The organism is Nesterenkonia ebinurensis (genome assembly GCF_008711175.1).
GTDB lineage: Bacteria > Actinomycetota > Actinomycetes > Actinomycetales > Micrococcaceae > Nesterenkonia > Nesterenkonia ebinurensis.
The window spans coordinates 441,277-456,657 of sequence record NZ_VWNF01000011.1 but is presented as its reverse complement, the minus strand read 5'-3'; the positions used below and the strand labels follow the sequence as shown (position 1 = coordinate 456,657).

Annotated in this window: 13 protein-coding genes and 4 riboswitches; of the genes, 8 read left to right on the top strand and 5 right to left on the bottom strand. The window is 63.3% G+C overall.

From position 1 onward, the window contains the following. Positions 1 to 107 precede the first annotated feature (107 nt). Positions 108 to 1,394: an adenylosuccinate synthase gene (locus F0311_RS05935; RefSeq protein ID WP_150461011.1), complete on the top strand. Its 1,287-nt coding sequence runs from the start codon at positions 108 to 110 to the stop codon at positions 1,392 to 1,394. A 127-nt stretch (positions 1,395 to 1,521) separates the two neighbouring features. On the opposite strand, the gene F0311_RS17950 is transcribed toward F0311_RS05935, so the two are convergent. The 5 genes from F0311_RS17950 to F0311_RS05905 form a co-directional block, all read right to left on the bottom strand. Further along, entirely contained in the window at positions 1,522 to 2,238 is a 717-nt protein-coding gene (locus F0311_RS17950) for a hypothetical protein (RefSeq protein ID WP_191089763.1), read from the bottom strand. A 114-nt stretch (positions 2,239 to 2,352) separates the two neighbouring features. Beyond that, positions 2,353 to 2,883 (bottom strand): CoA-binding protein, encoded by a 531-nt coding sequence (locus F0311_RS05920; RefSeq protein WP_150461009.1) that lies wholly within the window; start codon positions 2,881 to 2,883, stop codon positions 2,353 to 2,355. Next, positions 2,880 to 4,169, bottom strand: a complete 1,290-nt coding sequence (locus tag F0311_RS05915) for an O-acetylhomoserine aminocarboxypropyltransferase/cysteine synthase family protein (protein ID WP_150461008.1) — start codon at positions 4,167 to 4,169, stop codon at positions 2,880 to 2,882. The genes F0311_RS05920 and F0311_RS05915 overlap by 4 nt, the downstream gene beginning before the upstream one ends. Further along, a complete protein-coding gene (locus F0311_RS05910) occupies positions 4,166 to 6,214 on the bottom strand; it encodes an acetate--CoA ligase (RefSeq protein WP_150461007.1) in 2,049 nt (682 codons plus the stop codon). Before F0311_RS05910 ends, F0311_RS05915 begins: the two co-directional genes overlap by 4 nt. Further along, positions 6,211 to 6,729 (bottom strand): flavin reductase family protein, encoded by a 519-nt coding sequence (locus F0311_RS05905; protein ID WP_150461006.1) that lies wholly within the window; start codon positions 6,727 to 6,729, stop codon positions 6,211 to 6,213. Before F0311_RS05905 ends, F0311_RS05910 begins: the two co-directional genes overlap by 4 nt. A gap of 7 nt (positions 6,730 to 6,736) precedes the next feature. Further along, positions 6,737 to 6,844, bottom strand: a riboswitch (SAM riboswitch). 161 nt (positions 6,845 to 7,005) lie between these two features. Beyond that, positions 7,006 to 7,095, top strand: a riboswitch (SAM riboswitch). 13 nt (positions 7,096 to 7,108) lie between these two features. Here F0311_RS05905 and F0311_RS05900 point away from each other — a divergent pair. From F0311_RS05900 to F0311_RS05870, 7 genes are all read left to right on the top strand, one after another. After that, the gene (locus F0311_RS05900; RefSeq protein ID WP_150461005.1) at positions 7,109 to 7,948 is read left to right on the top strand and encodes an ABC transporter ATP-binding protein; all 840 of its coding nucleotides are present in this window, start codon (positions 7,109 to 7,111) and stop codon (positions 7,946 to 7,948) included. Between the two features lie 65 nt (positions 7,949 to 8,013). Then, positions 8,014 to 9,081 (top strand): aliphatic sulfonate ABC transporter substrate-binding protein, encoded by a 1,068-nt coding sequence (locus F0311_RS05895; protein ID WP_150461004.1) that lies wholly within the window; start codon positions 8,014 to 8,016, stop codon positions 9,079 to 9,081. Then, positions 9,081 to 9,962 carry an ABC transporter permease gene (locus F0311_RS05890; protein ID WP_150461003.1) on the top strand — a complete coding sequence of 294 codons (882 nt, stop codon included), beginning with the start codon at positions 9,081 to 9,083 and terminating at the stop codon, positions 9,960 to 9,962. The genes F0311_RS05895 and F0311_RS05890 overlap by 1 nt, the downstream gene beginning before the upstream one ends. Positions 9,963 to 10,034: 72 nt before the next feature. Next, a riboswitch (SAM riboswitch) is annotated at positions 10,035 to 10,123 on the top strand. Positions 10,124 to 10,127: 4 nt separating this feature from the next. Next, entirely contained in the window at positions 10,128 to 11,330 is a 1,203-nt protein-coding gene (locus F0311_RS05885; protein ID WP_150461002.1) for an acyl-CoA dehydrogenase family protein, read from the top strand. After that, positions 11,327 to 12,565: an acyl-CoA dehydrogenase family protein gene (locus tag F0311_RS05880; protein WP_150461001.1), complete on the top strand. Its 1,239-nt coding sequence runs from the start codon at positions 11,327 to 11,329 to the stop codon at positions 12,563 to 12,565. The genes F0311_RS05885 and F0311_RS05880 overlap by 4 nt, the downstream gene beginning before the upstream one ends. Before the next feature lie 31 nt (positions 12,566 to 12,596). Beyond that, positions 12,597 to 13,667 (top strand): aldo/keto reductase, encoded by a 1,071-nt coding sequence (locus F0311_RS05875; protein ID WP_150461000.1) that lies wholly within the window; start codon positions 12,597 to 12,599, stop codon positions 13,665 to 13,667. A 10-nt stretch (positions 13,668 to 13,677) separates the two neighbouring features. Continuing rightward, positions 13,678 to 15,126, top strand: a complete 1,449-nt coding sequence (locus tag F0311_RS05870) for an LLM class flavin-dependent oxidoreductase (protein ID WP_150460999.1) — start codon at positions 13,678 to 13,680, stop codon at positions 15,124 to 15,126. A gap of 66 nt (positions 15,127 to 15,192) precedes the next feature. After that, a riboswitch (SAM riboswitch) is annotated at positions 15,193 to 15,284 on the top strand. Positions 15,285 to 15,381 lie beyond the last annotated feature (97 nt).

The window sequence follows — 15,381 nt, the reverse complement described above, 5'->3', positions numbered from 1 at the left end:
TGCGTATCCATGTTCACTGTTCACCCTAGCCAGGGAGCCTCAACGCTGGCTGGACTTCCGCGTTGATAGACTCAGAGCCGGCCTTTGACCGCGTGAGAGGACACCATATGCCAGCCATTGTGATTGTCGGCGCCCAGTGGGGCGACGAGGGCAAGGGCAAAGCCACCGACCTGCTCGGCTCCCGAGTGGACTACGTGGTCAAGCCCAACGGCGGCAATAACGCCGGGCACACTGTGGTGGTGGGCGGTGAGAAGTTCGAGCTGAAGCTGTTGCCGGCCGGCATCCTCTCACCCAATGCGGTGCCGGTGATCGGCAACGGCGTGGTGGTCAACCTAGAGGCCCTGTTCGAGGAGATCGACGGACTTCAGGCCCGTGGGGCTGATACCTCTCGGCTGCGGGTCAGCGCCAACGCCCATTTGGTGGCCCCCTACCACCAGACCATGGACAAGGTGACCGAGCGGTTCTTGGGCAAGCGGGCCATCGGCACCACCGGGCGTGGGATCGGGCCTACCTATATGGACAAGGTGGCCCGGCTGGGCATCCGGGTCCAGGACATCTTTGACGAATCCATCCTGCGGCAGAAGATTGAAGGCGCGCTGCGGCAGAAGAACGAGCTGCTGGTCAAGCTCTACAACCGGCGGCACATCACGGTCGATGAGATCGCCGAGTATTTCCTGTCCTATGTGGACCGGTTGCGGCCCATGGTGGTGGACTCCACCATCCTGCTCAACGACGCCCTGGACCAGGACAAGGTTGTGCTCATGGAAGGCGGCCAGGCCACCTACCTGGATGTGGACCACGGCACCTACCCTTTTGTAACATCCTCAAACCCCACCGCCGGCGGAGCCTCGGTGGGATCAGGCATCGGCCCGACCCGGATCACCCGCTCCATCGGGATCGTCAAGGCCTACACCACCCGCGTGGGGGCCGGCCCGTTCCCCACTGAGCTCGAGGACAAATGGGGCGAATACCTGCAGAAGACCGGCGGGGAGTTCGGGGTCAACACCGGCAGGCCGCGACGCTGCGGCTGGTACGACGCCGTGATGGCCCGCTATGCCGCCCGGATCAACGGGTTCACCGACTACTTCCTCACCAAGTTGGACGTGCTCACCGGCATTGAAGAGATCCCGGTATGCGTGGGCTATGACGTGGACGGCACGCTGCACAGCCAGATGCCGATGACTCAGACCGATTTCCACCACGCTGAGCCCGTGTATGAGACCTTCGCCGGCTGGGAGGAGGACATCACCGGCTGCCGAAGCCTGGAGTCCCTTCCGGAGAACGCCAGAGCCTATGTGCTGGCCCTGGAGGAGATGTCCGGTGCGCCGTTCTCAGCGATCGGGGTGGGTCCGGGGCGTGACCAGGTGATCCAGGTCCGTGACCTGATCTCCTGACGCCCCACAGACCTCGGGCAACCTTCCAGCCACTTTTCAGCAATGATCCAGCGGGCATGGACACCGGGGGTGCTTGGATCGTCATCCAGGCAGTGGAGGCCCGCGCCGCCGCTAGGGCGAAATGTGCTCAGAGGTTGGCGTTGATGACCTCGGCGACCTCCTCGGCGATGTCCTGCCAGTCGTTCTCACCGTGCACACCAGCGCCGTTGACCGCAATCAGATGGTCATCGAAGAGGATCTCCATGGAGTAGCCGTCGGTACGGTAGAAGGCGGCATCACCGATCCCAGCCAGCTCCTGGACCTCGCCCAGGCTCTCCTCAGTCTCCAGGATGCCTTCATAGACATCAGCATTGGAGACCCGGTCGTCAGGACCGGTCAGGCTGATGCTCAGGAACCCGAAGTCCCACATGTCATCGGGGTGCTCCCACTCCCACTCGCACTGGTCGCGGGTCTGACTGTAATCGAGCTCTTCGATCTCAATGTCATATCCGCCGCCGAGGATCCCGTCCAGCTCGTCCTCGCTCAGCAGGTCGCAGGCAGCAAAGTCGCCGGTGTAGCTGCTGTTGTCATTGTCAAAGGGGTCTTCGCTGTCATCATCCAGGGCGCCGTCGTCATCCTCTTGGTCGAGGGGGTCATCCTGGTCCTCAGGCTCCTCGTCGTCGTCCCCTTCAGGATCGTCGGCGGGCGCGTCGACTTCTTCGTCGTGGGTCTCAGGCTCCTGGCCGAGCTGGCCGGGGGTGCGGTCATCGTCATCGCCGCAGGCTGCCAGGGTGAAGGTGAGTGCTCCGACGCCCAGCAGGGCGGTGAGGCTGCGGGTAGCGGGGTGCACGGTGGTGAAAGTCATGGAGTCGGTCCTGATCCGTCCTGAATTTTGAGTCATAGCCAAGGCAGTCACCAGGTTTACGGTACTTTTCGGAGTCTCACCTAGACGATTCCTGGGCAATCCCTGGGATGGATGCTAAGTAGAGTCCCGCAGCTGGCGCTTGGCGGAGATGACGCCGGTATCAAAGCCACCCAGGTGCAGATTGCCGTGGAAGCGGCCGTGCTCGATCTTGATGCACCGGTTCTGCACTGCATTCAGCCCCAGATCGGTGGCCACCTGCATGGCCTCCTCCGAGTGGATGCCCAGCTGCACCCACAGGGTCTTCGCACCCGCCTCAGCGGCCTCCCGGGCCAGGTCAGGAAGATCGGCAGGTTTGCGGAAGGCCACCACAATGTCAGGGGCCTCCGGAAGATCCTTCAGCGTGGCATAGCCAGGCTCGCCCAGCACAGTCTTGCCCACCAGGCGGGGGTTCACAAAGTACTGCCGGTAGCTGGAGTCAGACTTCAAATAGGTGGCCACAAAGTAGCTGGCCCGGGAGGGCTTATCGCTCATCCCGATGATCGCCACTGACTCCGCGGAGCGCAGCAGCTGCAGCCGGCGGGCCGGGCCGGGCTCATCCCAGAGCCCATTGGGGTGTTCTGAGGTGGTGGGTGTCGCGGTGCTCATCGGGTTGCCTCCTCAAGGGCTTGGTCCAGGTCCCAGATGATGTCTTCAACATCTTCCAGGCCCACAGAAATCCTGATCAGGTCATCAGGTACGCCTGCGGCCACCAGCTGCTCAGCATTCAGCTGCTGGTGGGTGGTGGAGGCCGGGTGCAGGATCAGGGTGCGGGCATCGCCCACATTGGCCAGATGGCTAGCCAGCTGCAGAGACTCGATGAACCGGACCCCATTCTCCCGGCCGCCGGAGATCCCGAAGCTGAACACCGAGCTCACTCCCTCGGGCAGAAGCTCCTTGGCCCGGGCATGGTGTCGGTGGCTGGGCAGTCCGGAAAAGTTCACATAGTCCACGCGCGGATCAGCCTCAAGCCACTGCGCCACCTTCTGCGCATTGGTCACATGCTCGACCATCCGTTGCGGCAGAGTCTCAATGCCCTGGATCAGCTGGAAGGCCGCCTGCGGGGTCAGGCTCGGCCCGAAGTCGCGCAGCTGCTCAGCGCGTAGCTTGGTCAGGAACCCGTACTCGGCAAAATTACCCCACCAGGACAGCCCCCCGTAGGACTCCACATGCTCGGTCATCTGCGGGAACCGGCCGTTGTCCCAGGGGAACTTCCCCGATTCGACCACGACGCCGCCCAGAGTGGTCCCGTGTCCGCCCAGGAACTTGGTCACCGAATGGGTCACGATATCAGCCCCGTGCTCCAGCGGACGGAACAGGAACGGGGTAGTCAGAGTGGAATCGACCACCAGCGGGATGCTGTGCGCATGGGCCACTTCAGCCAGACCTGGGAGGTCCACGATATCGCTGGCTGGGTTGGAGACCACCTCGGTGAAGATCAGTTTGGTGTTCTCCTGAAGTGCTGCCTTGAAGTCCGCGGCCTCGTCTGAGTTCACAAAAGTGGTCTCGATGCCGAACCGGCGCAGTGAGACATCCAGCTGGGTGACCGTGCCGCCGTAGAGCTTGGAGCTGGCCACGATATGGTCGCCCTGCTGGCACAGGGCGGCGAAGACCAGGAACTCCGCGCTCATCCCGGAGGCGGTGGCCACTGCTCCGATGCCGCCCTCCAGGGAGGCGATCCGCTCCTCCAGGGCGGCCACTGTGGGGTTGCCGATACGGGAGTAGATATTTCCGAACTTCTGCAGGGCAAAGAGGTTGGCGGCGTCGTCGGTGTCTTGAAACACGAAGCTGGTGGACTGGTGGATCGGCACCGCCCGGGTGCCGTAGGTAGCATCCGGGATAGCCCCGGCGTGCAGGGCCCGGGTACGGAAGCCGAACTGCCGATCAGTGGTCATTGTGGTGCGTTCTCCTTCACAGGTGCTGTGCCTAGAGTCTGACAGATTTGTTGGATCTTCGGCACGCAGGGTTCGTTCTGCAGGCTCGTGGTGTCGCCCAGGCGCTGACCGTCGTGGAGCTGGGTCAGCAGCCGGCGCATGATCTTCCCAGACCTGGTCTTGGGCACCTCGGGGACCGGGATGACGGTACGCGGTTTGGCCACCGGACCGATCACCTGCCCCACGTGGGCCCGCAGTCGGCTGATCAGATCAGACTCGGCGGCGCTGTGGTGTGGGATGCGCTCGCGGGCGGCAGCAGTGAGCACCACGAATGCGGCCGCGGCATGCCCGGTGGTGGGGTCATAGACTGGGGCGACCCCGGCCTCGACTACATCCGGGTGGCTGACCAGGGCGGATTCGATCTCGATGGTGGAGAGCAGATGCCCGGAGATGTTGATCGCATCATCGATCCGGCCCAGAATCCAGATGTCCCCCTCGGGGTCGTACTGTCCGGCGTCTCCGGCCAAGAACCAGCCGCGGCCGTTCTCAGCATGCGCGTACTTCTCCCAGTAGCTGCTGTAATAGCGTTCCGGATTCCCCCACACTGTCCGGGCCATCGAAGGACCGGGGCGGGTGATGACCACATTGCCCTGCACACCGGGGGAAGTGGGGCGGCCCTGATCGTCGACGACGTCAGCCCGCCAGCCCGGCAGCTCACGTGCCACGCTGCCGGGTTTGAACCCGGGGGACTCCGGGCGTGGGGAGAGCACCGTGGAGCCGGATTCGGACTGCCACCAGGTATCCACCAGGGGCAGGCCGGGTCTGCCGTGCTCATCGTGGCGGTCTCTGCCGATCTGAGTGCGCAGCCAGCGGGCCGCCTCCGGGTTGATCGCCTCGCCCACGGTGCCGGCCAACCGGACCGAGCTGAGGTCATAGTCGGCGGGCACACCGTCAGGGAACCAGCCCATCAGGGAGCGGACCAGGGTGGGGGCGGTGTAGTAGCTGGTCACCCGATGGCGGGCGATGATCTCTAAGTGGCGGCCCGGGTGTGGGACATTGGGCACGCCCTCGTAGATCACCTGGGTGGCCCCGGCGGCCAGCGGTCCGTATATCTCATAGGTGTGCGCGGTGACCCAGGCCAGGTCCGCGGTGCACCAGTGCACGTCCTGCTTGCGCTGCTCAGGGTCCGGGTGGGCGAAGAGCCGCAGGTAGCTGAACAGGGCGCCGGTGAGGTAGCCGCCGGTGGTGTGGACCAGACCCTTCGGCTTCCCGGTGGTCCCGGAGGTGTACATGATGAACAGTGGGGTCTCGGCGTCGAAGAACTCCGCGGCATGCTCGGTGGAAGCGGTCTCCACCACCTCATGCCACCACAGGTCGCGGCCTAAGCCGTCCCCGTTGAGATCCCTGCCGGTCCACGGGATCTCAGAGCCGGTCCGCCGGATCACCAGCACGTGCTCGACGGTGCCGCCGGCATCGGTGGTGAGCCCGGCGACTGCGGTATCGACGTTCTCCTTCACCGGCACGGCCTTTCCCCGCCGGTACTGACCATCGGTGGTGACCACCAGTTTGGTCCCGGTGTCCTGGACCCGGAAGCGCAGCGCCTCAGCGGAGAACCCGCCGAAGACCAGTTGGTGGACTGCCCCGATGCGCGCGCAGGCCAGGGTGATCACAATGGTCTCCACCAGCACCGGCAGGTAGATCACCACACGGTCTCCGGAGGTGAGGCCCAAAGCTTCTAAGGCGTTGGCGGCCTGGTTCACCCTGTCCTGCAGCTGCTCGTAGGTGATATCGGCTCGGTCACCGGGTTCCCCCTCAAAGTGCAGGGCCACGCGATCGCCGAGTCCGGCGGCCACGTGCCGATCCACACAGTTGACTGCGGCATTGAGCCGCCCGCCCTCAAACCAGCGGATCTCCGGGCCGCGGCGAGTCTCGGGATCTGGTGGAGTCCAGGTGTGCGTGGTGTGCCAGGGGGCCTCCCAGCTGAGCAACTCGGCGGCGCGCTCCCAGAAGCGCAGTCGTTCCTCTTCAGTCCGGGGCTCGGCCCAGCGGTGCACATCAGCGGTCACGGCAGCGGTTTGAACGCGCTCTGGTGGAAGACCAGACCGGTGCGGGTCTCATCCACGTTCAGGTCCAGAACTTCCAAGACCACCACATCGTGATCCCCAGCGGTGAATTGGCTGTAGATGCAGGTGCCCAGCTGCAGAGGAGAGTGAGCAATGGTCAAGGCCCCGCCGCCGTCGGCGGTGTACTCCACCCCGGTGAACCGCTGCGCCCGATCCTTGGAAGCGATCTGCCGGCAGAGCCCCTGCTGATCAGCGCCCAGCACCGAGACCCCCAGGCGGGTGGCGCTCTCGCGCAGCCGGGGCCAGGTCTTGGAGGAGTGCTGGACGGCGAAGGTCACCAGCGGCGGGTCCAGCGAGACGCCGACGGTGAAGGTGGAGGCCACCAGTCCCTCGGGGGCGCCGTCGATCTCAGCGCCGACCACCACCACGCCCTGGGGGAACTGGGCGAATGCGGCACGCAGGGCCAGCGGGTCGGCAGGGGCATCGGGCCGTGCAAGGGTAGCGGCGGACAAGCTCATAGAGACTCTCCCATCGATCCTGGCGGTAGCACCCTGCGTGGGCCCGGCGTACACCGAGCCTCCCGGGTTGCTGCGGCGTCACAGAGCCAGATCTCTCGGCCGCTCGGGATGGACCCCTCCACCGTACGACGCCGCTGGGCGAGGCAGCAAAGCCCGTGTCATATTTCGAGACATTCCGCACCGTCCCCGCCGTGCCGGCCCGGGCTGCGTGACGTTTTGTGACCACGGTTTGACGGATAGATATGTTCACCGCGTACAGTAGGCTCTCGCAACAACCAACCATCAAGAGCGACTGAGGGATCTGGCCCGAGGACGTCGCAGCAACCGGCCTATCAGGCAAGGTGCTAACGCCAGAACCGATGGGAGTGAGTATTTCTCGATGACTTCTGCACCCGTGCTTGAGCCGGTCAAGGCACCTGCAGCTCTGGATGACGCGCCAGAGGAGCGGGCGGTGCCCGACGGCTCGCTGACCGTCACCTTCAGGAATGTGGGCCGGAGCTTCGACGCCCGCACCGTGCTACGCGATGTCAGCCTGAAGGTCACACCTGGCGAGGTGGTAGCCATCGTCGGTGCTTCCGGCTGCGGAAAATCCACCCTGCTGCGCGCCGTCGGCGGTCTGGACAGCGGTTTCACCGGCGAAATCCTGATCGGGGACAGCTCGGTGACACCCTACGATGAGCGCACCGCGGTCGGGTTCCAGGAGCCGCGCCTGCTGCCCTGGCGCTCAGTGCGCAAGAACATTGAGTTGGGACTGCCGCGCACACTCAGCAAAGAGGCTGGCAGAGCCCGGGTCGATGAACTGCTGAAGCTGGTGGGACTGGCCGAGCGCGCCCACCTTCGCCCCCGGGAAATATCCGGCGGAATGGCGCAGCGGGCCTCGCTGGCCCGCGCCCTGGCCCGGCGTCCCGGTGTGCTGCTGCTCGACGAGCCCTTCGGCGCGCTCGATGCGCTGACCCGGCTGAAGATGCAGGACCTGCTGCTGGACATCCACGCTCAGACCGGCACCACGGTGCTGCTGGTGACCCACGACGTCGACGAGGCTCTGCAGCTGGCCGATCGGATCCTGCTGCTGGGTCACGGCGGCTCATCCTCCGCCGAAGGCGCCAGCGTCAAGCAGCTGCTGACCGTACCGGGCGAACGTCCCCGGGACCGTGCCTCAGCAGAGCTTGCCAGACTGCGCGGAGAGCTCTACGTCGGTCTCGGCGTGGACTCCCACTGAATTGCCGCCCGTTGATGAGCGGGCCCCTTTACTTTCACCCTTCTCCCATTCCAGAAAGGCCCTCTATGTCCAGCTCACGGCTTGCCCAGCCCATCATCGCCGCCTCCGCAGCCGCAGCGCTGCTGATGGCCAGCGCATGTGTGGAGGGTGAGGGCCCCGGCTCAGGCTCCGACGGAGAGCTTGAGACTCTGACCATCGACTTCGCCACCTACAATCCGCTGAGCCTGATCATCCTGGAACACGGCTGGCTCGAAGAGGAGCTTGAAGAACTCGGCACCGAGGTGGAATGGATCCAGTCCCAGGGCTCCAACGACGCCAATGAGAAACTCAGGGCTGAGGCGATCCATGTCGGCTCCACAGCCGGCTCAGCTGCGTTGTTGGCCCGGTCCAACGGCTCACCGATCCACACCATCCTCATTGAGAACCAGCCCGAATGGGCGGCCCTGGTCGCCAACCCTGACTCAGGGGTGAGTTCCGTCGAGGATCTCGAGGGCGCGTCGGTGGCTGCCACGCTGGGCACAGACCCCTACTTCTTCCTCATCCAGGCCCTGCAGGAAGCCGGCCAGGATCCCTCAGCTGTGGAGGTTCAGAACCTTCAGCATGCTGACGGCCGTGCCGCTCTGGCCAATGATGACGTGGTCGCCTGGGCCGGACTGGATCCGATTATGGCTTCTGCCGAAGCCGATGGAGCTGAGCTGTTCTACCGCAATGTGGACTTCAACACCTATAGTGTGATCAACGCGACCGAGGACTTCATCGAGAACCACCCCGATGTTGCCCAGATCGTGGTCAATGTCTACGAACAGGCACGTGAGTGGGCGCTGGAGAACCCCGAGGGCACCGCAGAGATCCTGGCCGAGTACGGAAACATCGATCTGGAGGTCGCTGAGACAGTGATCCAGGAGCGTTCGAACTTCGAGGTGGACCCGGTGCCGGGTGATGCCCAGTACCAGGTGCTGAGCGAGATCGGGCCGATCTTCATCGACACCGGGGATGTCTCCTCCCAGGACAGTATTGATGAGGCGCTGGAGTCTCTCTTCTCCCCGGAGTTCGCTGAGAACCGTGAGGCGACCACTGCTGAAGGCTCCGAGGGCGGTGCCGATGAGGCCAATATCCAAGAGGACGAGGACTGATGAGCCAGACATCCCTGCACACCCCGCCTGAATCAGCCAGCGGCACTGCGGTCTCCATCGCTGCAGAGCAGCGGGCCGCCGGGAAGTTCACTCCTGCCAAGATCGCCGGCCCGAAAGCTCTGAAGCGGATTCCCGGCGGCAAAGTCCTGATCGGTGCTGTCGTCCCATTACTGCTTCTGCTGCTGTGGTGGCTGGCCACTGATGTTCTCGGTCTCTTTCGCCCGGTGCAGTTACCTGCCCCGCAGTCGGTCTTCGACGCCGGAGTCGAACTGCTCAACCGCGGTGAGCTGTATCAGCACATTGCGATCTCGGTGCAGCGGGTGCTGACCGGGTTCGCCATCGGAGCCGGCTGCGGATTGTTCCTGGGGTCCGTGCTGGGCCTGTCGAAGATCGCCGACGCACTGCTCCACCCCACCATCGGGGCGTTCCGCGCGGTGCCTTCTCTGGCTTGGGTGCCGCTACTGATTCTGTGGATGGGCATCTACGAGGACTCGAAGGTCACGCTGATTGCCATCGGCGCCTTCTTCCCCGTCTTCACCTCAGTGCACGCCGCCCTGCGTCATGTGGACCCGCATCTGGTGGAGGCAGGACGTGCCTTCGGCTTTCACGGATTCCGACTGCTGGGCACCGTCCAGCTGCCTGCGGTGGTGCCCAGCGTCTTCTCCGGGCTGCGACTGGCTCTGGCCCAGGCCTGGCTGTTCCTGGTGGCCGCTGAGCTCATCGCCTCCTCGATGGGGCTGGGCTTCCTGCTCACTGAGTCGCAGAACAACGGCCGGACCGACCGGCTCCTGCTGGCCATCGTGCTGCTGGCGATTCTCGGCAAGCTGACCGATGCTCTGCTCGGGATGATCGAGCGCCGAGCCCTCAAGCGGTGGGCCTGAGCACGTGACGCTTTGTGAATGGAGCGTGACTGCCCCGCCGACTCTCTGCGCACAGTGAGTTTTCTCAACAACCAACCATCAAGAGCGACTGAGGGGTCTGGCCCGAGGACGTCGCAGCAACCGGCCATAGGGCAAGGTGCTAACGCCAGAATCGATGGAGGATCAATGACTGAAGTATTGCCCGTGCCGCCGGAGCTGCAGGAAGCTATCGTTGCCGTCGGCAAAAGTGCCCTGATTCGGGAGCAGGAACGCGCCCTTCCCCACCAGGAGATCAGCGCGCTGGCAGCCGATGGCATCGGACGGCTGCGAATACCAGAGGAGTTCGGCGGATTCGGACTGAACTGGGTGCAGACCACCGAGGTGTTTCTGGAACTGGCCGCGCAGGACAGCAACCTCCCGCAGGCTCTGCGCGCTCACCTGGCCGTTCAGGAAGACGCTCTCTGGAGAGGAGCAGACGACGACGCCGCCCGACGGTGGTTCGAGCGCCTGGCCCGGGGAGAGATTTCCGGCAACGGGTGGACTGAGCCTGGCAAAGGCACATACCACCGCTCCGGAACTGTTGTCTCCCGGACCCCTGAGGGACCTGTGGTCAATGGCGTCAAGTACTACACCACCGGTTCGATCTTCGCCGACTGGTTGGACGTCACTGCCAGGGACGAGGAGGGCAACGAACTCGGGGTGCTGGTCAAAAGAGACCAGCCGGGTGTGACCGTCAGCGACGACTGGAACGGCTTCGGCCAGCGAACCACCGGCTCCGGAACAGCTACGCTGGAGAATGCGGCGGTGGAAGAGCTCGAAATCAGGCTGCTGGCCGATCGTTTCCCCTACCAGACTGCGCTCTATCAGCACATTTTGCTGATCGTGCTGGCAGGCATCGCCGAGGCCGCTGCACGGGATGCCGCTGCGGCGCTGAAGACCCGGAAACGCACCTACTCCCATGCCAATACAGGAACACCTCGCACTGATCCGCAGCTGCTGCAAGCAGTGGGAGAGGTCGATGCCACCGCAGCACTGGCGCGTGCGCAGGTACTAGAGACAGCTCGCTCAATGGACGTAGCTTTCGCCACCCGAGGCCAGGACGAAGCAGCACAGATCAATGCGGCTGAACAGGCGGAGCTTGCCACCGGTCGTGCCCAGGTCGCGCTGCACCGACCCGTCCTGGAGGCGGTGACCCGGATTTTCGATGTGCTTGGAGCATCCGGTACTGACCGTGCCAAGGCGTTGGATCGCCATTGGAGGAACGCCAGGACAGTGGCCAGCCATAATCCGTGGATCTACAAAGCCCGAATCGCTGGTGATTATCGCGTCAACGGCACCGCCCCCGTTCGCCTGTGGAGCGTCGGAGAGCCCGAAGGAGCAAACAAATGAAGGCAGAAACTCCTGCAGAAGCAGGGCACCCCCGCTCGCACTGGAGCGGCACCGCCTCAGCCGAGGAGATCAAGTACTGGGCCGGAGCGGCTCAACGTGTGGCCGAGACCCTGGCAAAGGATGCTGTAGAGCGTGACCACGCCAACAACACACCGTTCGAAGAGGCCCAGCTGCTCAAGGACTCTGGGCTGGTGACCCTCCTGGAACCGGCGGAGTTCGGCGGGGGAGGTGGCCACTGGGAGACGGCTTTCCTCGCCGTGAGGATCATCGCCCGAGCTGACGCGTCCATTGCTCAACTGCTGGCCTACCACTACATCAACGTCGCCAATATTGTGCTGAACATCCAAGCCCCCGCCGACCGGCAGAGATGGCACCGGGCAACGGTCTCAGGCTCCTGGATCTGGGGGGACTCGGTCAACCCCACCGACCCTGACCTCAAACTCATTCCCCACGCTGAGGGCTACCGACTCACCGGCAAGAAGCGCTACTCCACCGGTTCTGCCGTCGGAGATGCGCTGCTGGTCAATGCCACCATTGCCGAAGGGCCGGACGAGGGCAAAGTGCTCTCTTTTGTCCTAGAGAACGGACGTGAAGGGGTGGAGTATGTGGACGACTGGGACTTTCTCGGCCAGCGGCTCTCATCCTCCAACACTGTCCTCTACCACGATGTTCAGGTGGCAGAGCAGGACATTCTCGGCTTTCTGGGCGAGGAGCCTTTCTCCACACTGGTGACTCCTGGCATCCAGCTCGCCTTTGGGAATCTCTACCTAGGGATAGCTGAGGGAGCGCTGGCCAGGGGGCGGGACCTCACCAACCGCCGGCCCAACGCGTGGTTCCTCTCGCAGGCGGAGCAGTACCGCCATGACCCGTTCGTTCAGCGGCTCTACGGGGAGCTGAAGTCCAAAGTCGCAGCGGTGGCCGCCCTGGTGGAGAAAGTCAATCGCAGATTCGACCAAGTGATCGGCCTGGGGTACGAGGTGACGGCGGAGCTGCGCGGAGAGCTCGCCATTGAGATCGCAGAGCTGAAAGTTATCTCCTCGGATGTGGCCACAGACCTGACCCATCGGATCTTCGAGGCGACAGGCACCTCCAGCACAGCCTCGAAGATCGGCTTCGACCTCTACTGGCGCAACATTCGCACCCATTCGCTCCACGATCCCGTCGACTATAAGAAGCTTGAGGTAGGTGCTCATTACCTCAACGGCGAGTTCCAACCCCTCTCCCTCTACACCTGAGAAAGCTAGCACCCTGGAAGGAATATCGTTCATGAGCCACTCCGTCGATGTCTCCCAATCCGGGACCGAGGTCAACACGCCCTACGCAGCAGCTGACACTCGTTACGAACAGTTCGAGTATCGCCGTGTGGGCAGAACCGGCCTTCTGCTTCCCCCGATCTCACTGGGACTGTGGTGGAACTTCGGCGACACCACTCCGTTCGCCGCCCAGCGGGAGATCATCCGGCACGCTTTCGACTCTGGAATCACCCACTTCGACCTGGCGAACAACTACGGCCCGCCCTACGGGGCCGCAGAGGAGAACTTCGGCCGGATATACGCCAAGGACTTCAAACCCTATCGCAACGAGCTGATCATCTCGTCCAAGGCGGGCTGGGACCAGTGGCGAGGTCCGTACGGGAACTTCGGGTCCCGGAAGTACCTGCTAACCAGCCTTGAAGAGTCTCTGCAACGGCTTGGCACCGACTATGTCGACATCTTCTACTCCCACCGCGTGGATCCGGATACCCCTCTTGAGGAGACCATCGGTGCGCTCGACACCGCCGTCCGGCAGGGCAAGGCGCTGTATGTGGGCATCTCGTCTTACTCAGCGGAACGCACCCGCGCGACGGCAGAGATCGCTGACCATCTGGGCACACCGCTGGTCATCCACCAGCCCGCCTATTCACTGCTCAACCGGTGGGTGGAAGACGGACTGCTGGACACTCTGCAGGCGACCGGACTGGGTTCGATTGCTTTCACTCCCTTGGCGCAGGGGCTGCTCACCAACAAATACCTGGAGGATCCCAAAGCTCAACCCGCCGGCAGCCGCTCCACTCTGTTCCAGCACCATCTTGGCGATGACAACATCAACCGCGTGCGCCGGCTCCATGAGATCGCAGAGCACCGAGGCCAGACTCTGGCTCAGCTCGCCATCGCCTGGCTGCTCCGCGAGGGCGGTGTCACCTCCGTGCTGCTCGGTGCCTCGTCCACCACGCAGCTCGACGAGAACCTCGCCGCGGTCAACAACACCAGTTTCACAGAAGCAGAGCTCTCTGACATAGACCAGATCACCCGGGGCGAGTCAGGGATCAACATCTGGTCGGTCTCATCCGACCTTTAAGGAGGCTTGATTGTCCCGCCAACCACTTATCCTGTCCGCTTTCCTGATGAACACCACCAGCCATATCATCGGTGGTGCGTGGCGGCGCCCAGATGCCGAGCAGCATCGGTTCAACGAGCTTCCCCATTGGGTCTCCCTGGTCCAGAAGCTTGAAGCTGCGGGCTTCGACATTGCTTTTTTCGCAGATGTGGTGGGACTCTACGGAGATCACGAGGGCGGTTGGGCCTCACATGTGCGCAAAGGGCTCCAGATTCCCTCCAATGATCCGCTCGTGCTGATCTCGGCGCTCGCGGCTGTGACCGACCGGATCGGCCTGGCCCTCACCTCTTCGGTCATCCAGGCCCACCCTTTCAATTTCGCACGGCAGATTTCTACCCTTGACCATCTCTCCGGAGGCCGGGTCGGCTGGAACGTAGTGACCAACTCCCAGGAGAATGCTCATCGAAACTTCGGTGGAGAAGGACTTGCCAAGCACGATGACCGCTATTCCTGGGCGGAAGAGTACTTGGACGTCTGCTACAAGCTGTGGGAAGGATCATGGGAAGACGATGCACTCGTTCAAGACAAGACCCGGCAGCATGATCGTGGGCAAGGGCTGCACGCTGATCCGGCGAAAGTCGCGAAGATCCATCATCAGGGTGACCGCTACCGAGTCGAGGGCCCACACCTCTCGGCTCCCTCTCCGCAGCGTACTCCATTCCTCTTCCAGGCAGGTTCCTCGCAGAGGGGTCGAGATGTGGCCGCGCAGCATGCAGAGGCCACTTTCTCGATGGCGCCGCGCAGAGACATCGCTGCAGAGCATGCACGCGACGTCAAAGAAAGAACCCGAAAGTTCGGCCGCGGTCCTGAGGATCTGAAGTTCATCCAAGGGCTTTCTTTCGTCATTGGATCAACGGAGGAAGAAGCACAGGCCAAAGCCAAGGAACTCGATGAGTCCATTGACGACCACGCACTGATCGCCCATACTGCAGGAAGTCTTGGGATCGACGTCGGCCACCTGCCCATCGACACTCCTTTGGAGGAGCTGGAGCATACGGAGCAGGCACAGGGGCATCTCTCGGAGATTAAACGCATGGCCCCGAACGGGAAAGTAACGCTGCGAGACCTGGCTCAATTCCGGGCACAGTCCACGCGCGTGACCGGAACGCCGGAGCAGATCGCCGACGCACTGGAGACTTGGCAGGATGCTGGTATTGACGGCATCAATGTCATGAACTCAACGATCCCCGGCTCCTATGACGAATTCATCCAGCACCTGCTCCCCGAACTCCGTGGACGCGGTCTTGCCCGGTCTGCTGATGAGGAGTCTGGGAAGAGGACACTTCGTGGCAGACTCACTGGATCCGATCGACTGCCAGTGACCCACCCAGCGGCTGGCTACTGCAGAGCGTTCACGGACTCCTCCGCTGAAGCGACGGAAATCCCAGCTGAGGAGTTTCTGAAAGCCAAGGGCTTCTGAGCCGATTGTTACGTTCTGTATCGCAGTTATGTTCATTTGGACCTCAACCCGCCTAGAGTGTCCGAGTAACCATCTCGAGCGGCTGAGAGATCTGGATCGTTGACGCCGCAGCAACCATCACCATGTGTGAAAGGTGCTACCGCCAGAACCGATGGGAGTTCCACACACCCCTGTGCTGCACTGTTGATGCGCTGCGGGAACTTCACCATCATCCAGATCCCGGTCGGTCCGGGACTGAGCACTGAATGACTGAGG